Origin of the sequence: uncultured Granulicatella sp. (assembly GCF_963528195.1) — a bacterium.
In the GTDB taxonomy this organism is placed as follows: Bacteria; Bacillota; Bacilli; order Lactobacillales; family Aerococcaceae; genus Granulicatella.
Map to the genome: position 1 here is coordinate 1 of NZ_CAURVN010000068.1, position 4,224 is coordinate 4,224.

A 4,224-nucleotide genomic window follows, 5' to 3' on the forward strand; every position below is an offset into this window, starting at 1 on the left:
CTATGCCTGAAAATTTAAAGGATGCCTTTGCTATTTCTTTTAAAGAAATATCAGATAAACAATAATTTGACCTTAATTCTATAAGGAACGAAAAAATGAACAATATTCAAATCTTGCCAAATGTTATCGTTAAAAAGGCGGTGGCATAATGGTAGTAGAGCAAGTTCAACTCATTTGCCCAATACGAGGCGTATTAAAAGCAACTAAAAAATCCAAAAATAAACTAACATACACTGAAGAATATTATAGAATACAAGCAATACACTATTTATTATCACAAGGTTATCCAAAGCAAAATATCATTATTGAACAAATAGTTAAGAAGTTTGGTAACGATGGAAGAAATAGTGTTAGATGTGATCTTGCTGTATTAGATGTTGATAAAAGTACAATTTTAAATGATGTTGATTCAATTTTAGAGCATGCAATCATACTATGTGAAGTTAAAAAAGATAATTCAAAATCGGATTATGTGAAAGAAACTCAAGTTAAACCACTTTTAGATTTTGCTAAATTACAAAAGTGTTTAGGATTATACTGGGATAATCTAGAACAGCGAGTTTTTTGGCAAGATTTTTCAGATGGTAAACGAGATACTAGAGAAGGTCTAATAAATTTATTACCTAAATTTGGCAATTCTATAAATATAAAGCCTATTTCATTTTATGAAACAGAACCAAGCAATAATTTAATTGAAATATTTGATCATATTGAAAACATTCTCCATCAACAAGGATTTGATATTTCAGCAAGATATGAACTAATCTTAAAAATCTTGTTGGTAAAAATATTTGATGAGCATAGCAAGGAAGGACAGCCTACCGAAGCTATGGAAATTCAAGATTTCAGATCTTTAGGAATACCAGATGACATTTCTATCCCTAGATTTAAAAATCTGTTAAGTCGTGCTATTGATTTTTATGGTTCTCATTTGCCAAAATCTCTGGATTCAAATTTTAAAGTAAAAAATGATGCATTATTAGATATACTAAAAGTGTTATCTCCTATCAGAATTACATACTCAAAAAGAGATGTAATACAATCATTTTATATGAAATTTGCAAAATCACTTTATAAATGGGATCTTGCACAATTTTTTACGCCGACACCAATAACAGATTTTATTGTAGATGTAATGAACTTAAAGTTTGGTGAACACGTTTTTGATCCTGCTTGTGGTAGTGCGGACTTTTTGGTTGCAGCATTTCAAACTGCTAGAAAATTTAATCATGGACATGCCGATTATATTTGGGGTAATGATAATTCAGATAATGCAGTCCAAGTAGCTATATTAAATATGGTATTAAATGGTGATGGAAAAACTAATATAAAGAAAATAGATTCATTAGAAACAATAAATAGTGATGATAAGCAGTATAATTTAATATTATGCAATCCGCCATTTGGTAGTAAGATTTTAGAAAAAAGATCTAATGTTCTTAGAAACTTTGATTTAGGATTTCAGTGGAAATTAGTAAAAAATATATTTACCTTAGATAAAAATACATTATTACCACAACAAGAATCAGGGCTTCTTTTTGTAGAATTATGCGTTAGGAAAGCAAAAAAAGGAGGACGAATAGCAATAATTCTCCCTAATGGCTACTTAGGAAATCGTTCCGAAAAATTTTTAGTTTTTAGAGAATGGCTTTTACGTCATGTAAAAATAGCGGGTATTTGTGCCTTACCTAGATTTAGCTTTAAGAGTAGTGGTGCAGATGTTAGTGCCAGTATATTGTTTCTTGAAAAAAGAAGAGAACCATTAAAATCATCTTCAGATTCTGATGACTACAGCTTATTTATAGAAGCTATTGAAAATTTAGGTTGGGAGGCTGGAAATAAAATAGCAAAACCTATATATAAAAGAAATTCTATGGATGGTAGCTTTATATCTGATGAAAATGGAGAGCTTATATTAAATACTGATTTCCCTGTCGTTTTGGATAGAATTAGACATTCTGTATCAGCTTTAAATCATTTTAGTTGGCTTAGAACAACTGATAATGTTTCAGATTTGCTTAATTTAAATAATGAAAAAAATATTTATAATGGGAGTTATTGTATTTCAATAAAAGAAATATTAGATGACTTAGATTTAACATTAGACCCCAAACGATATTTAAATAAAGTAAAAAATATTATATATGATATAAAATCAAGGAAACATCTGCATTTAGGGGATATCGTTGATTTTATTCCTGAAAAAACATCTTCATCTGGAGAAAAAAGCAATCTAATTAAGACAAGTCGTTACAAATATGTTCAATTAGAAGATATTTCTTATGGGGAGTTTACTAGCCAAGAAATGTACGGTTGGGAATTACCTAGTAGAGCTAAACATTTTGCTGAACCAAATGATTTGTATTTTGGAGCAATTTGGGGAAGTGCAGCTAAATGGTGTTATATAGGTGAATATCAAACAGATATAATAGTCACTAATGGTTGTCACAGATGTCGTCTACAAAAAGGTAAAGAAATGTTTCTCGCTGATCTTCTCGCTTTTTTAAATACTGAAGCATGGGCTATTCAAATGAGATCATTAGCTAGAGGTTCAGATGGATTGGCAGAAATAAGTGCTAGCGATGCTAAAAATATAGTTATTCCGTTATTATCTGAGTCAGAAAGAAAGGCAATTAAACCTTTTGTAGATAGATTAAAAATGGGAACTGTATCTCTTAAATCTTTTTTAGAGGCTAATAAAGAAAATATTGAGACATATAATACTTTTGATGTAGAGAAAAGACCTAGTCATATAGTATTAGTATGAAATTAATTGAATGTTGTTATACATACCTTCATTTAAAGCAACCTTAAAATAGGTTGCTTTTTCTTCTTGTCAATCATGCAAACTTTGATCTAAAATGCCACCCACTTTTGAGCAAATCTTCTCGTTTGCTTTTTTTCATATTTAATTCGTTCAACCAATTTAGCAAGAGAAACATGACTTATTGGCTACAAAACAATAAGTTGAAAGTTGATTATGCACGTTGAACGAAAAAAATGAAAAACAACAAGAAAACATCACCACTTTTACTTTCTGCACTTCGCAATCTCTCTGCGTTCGCTATTTACGATTTATCTGATACCGAAATACTCATCCTTCTTAAAAATGCTCGTTGGGGAAATTCTCATTGTTTTCATACTGTTCAATGTCCTCGTTGCCAGATTGAGCATAAAGCCTATTTTATTTCTTCTCGTAAGCAATGGCAGTGCAAGCATTGCCAACATCGTTTTTCTGTAAAAAGTGGTACGATTTTTCAGCACACTAAACTTTCCCTAAAAAAGCTATTGTTATCGGTTTATTATTTCACTATCAATAGTAAAGGGATTTCTGCTCTTAACTTATCTCGTCATATTGGCGTGCAATATAAAACGTCATGGGCATTACTACATAAATTCCGTGAAGCAGTCGAAAAAACTCAAGATTACACACCACTCACGGGTATTATTCATATTGATGGTTGTTATGTGAATAACTACCTTCGCCCAAAAAATTTTAAACATAAGCGAATTGATAGACGTAAGAGATGTCACCAACGTAAAGATAAATCCTGCGTTATGGTTTTCCGTCAACAAGCTGCAAATCAGGAAATAATGAAAGGAGCCGACCGCACACTCGTTGCGTTAGTTAAAGAGGAAAATGCTGATGATATGTTTGCTTTAACACATCGCTTAGTCGCACAAAAATCTACAATTTGTGCTGATGAAAATCCTGCTTATGATGGCTTGGAATTTCACTATGACTTATGTCGCGTAAACCATTCGCAAGAATATTGCTCGATTGATGGCACCACCAATAACCTAGCAGAATCCTTCTTTGCAAGATTTAGAAGAATGATTATGGGTGTGTATCATAAGATGGGAAATAATTACATGATGCACTATGCGAATGAAACCGCATGGCGTGAGGATTTTCGTTACCAGTCAGATAAAGACAAATTCGACAACGTACTAAAACGCTGTTTGAAAGCGAGACCTTCACGAGATTTAACAGGTTACTGGCAGGGAAATAAGAAGCCTACGGCAAAATTCGGATTAGAAAGTTTGTGTTTGGAAGCCTCAAACGATAACCAATATTTAGCTGTCGCTTAGATACTTTAAAACTATATGAGAGAAAGACATAATCTGGTTTGTTCTCAACAATATGTAGTGAGACATAAAATTTTAGAGGCTGTACTAGATAACGACTAAATCTTTCATTTAGATTAGAATGCTCAAATGAGA

General features: G+C 31.7%; 2 protein-coding genes. Both read left to right on the plus strand.

Annotation, left to right across the window (positions count from 1 at the left end; all coding sequences use genetic code 11):
* Positions 1-148 precede the first annotated feature (148 nt).
* The gene (locus tag RWR88_RS08590) at positions 149-2,767 is read left to right on the plus strand and encodes an N-6 DNA methylase (protein WP_314451845.1); all 2,619 of its coding nucleotides are present in this window, start codon (positions 149-151) and stop codon (positions 2,765-2,767) included.
* Positions 2,768-3,000: 233 nt separating this feature from the next.
* Positions 3,001-4,092, plus strand: a complete 1,092-nt coding sequence (locus RWR88_RS08595; protein ID WP_140450092.1) for an IS1595 family transposase — start codon at positions 3,001-3,003, stop codon at positions 4,090-4,092.
* Positions 4,093-4,224: the final 132 nt, after the last annotated feature.